1 protein-coding gene is annotated in these 470 nt (G+C 61.7%); it reads right to left on the minus strand.

Going from position 1 to position 470, the window contains the following annotated elements; all coding sequences use genetic code 11:
- A partial coding sequence (locus AC1DKR_RS21160) for a PhoU domain-containing protein (RefSeq protein ID WP_478035110.1) occupies positions 1–442 on the minus strand: 442 nt, incomplete at its 3' end.
- Positions 443–470: the final 28 nt, after the last annotated feature.

Genomic DNA, 470 nt, shown 5'->3' on the forward strand with positions numbered 1-470 from the left:
GGGCGCAGGCTTCGAGCCTTCTGACGGTCTCCTTGCGCTGGATCAGTTGATGGGCGGTGGCGATGTCTTCGCGCAGGAACACGGTGATCGCCAGGCTCAGGCTTTCCAGAACGGCGTCGTGCAGCGGGGCGATGTTGCCCAGTTCGAAGGCCGAGAACTGTTCACCCCGACGCAAGCGGCGCATGGCCAACTGCGTGAGGCTGCTGGAAAGAATGTCCGCGGCATGTTCGAGGTTGATCACGAACGTGAGGATTTCCTGGGAACGATCGGCATCGCTGTCACTGATGCCTTCCTTGCCGATGTCGGCCAGATAAGCGCGAATCGCCGCGCTGAGCAGGTCCAGGGATTGATCGATCCGCTGCACTTCATCGGCGCAGGCCGGTAGCGATGTGTGGAACAGCTGCAGCATCCGGCCGAGCATGGTCGAGAACATGTCGGTCATGCGCAACGCTTCGCGAGCGGCATTCGAC

Source organism: Stenotrophomonas sp. 01N47 (genome assembly GCF_056399165.1).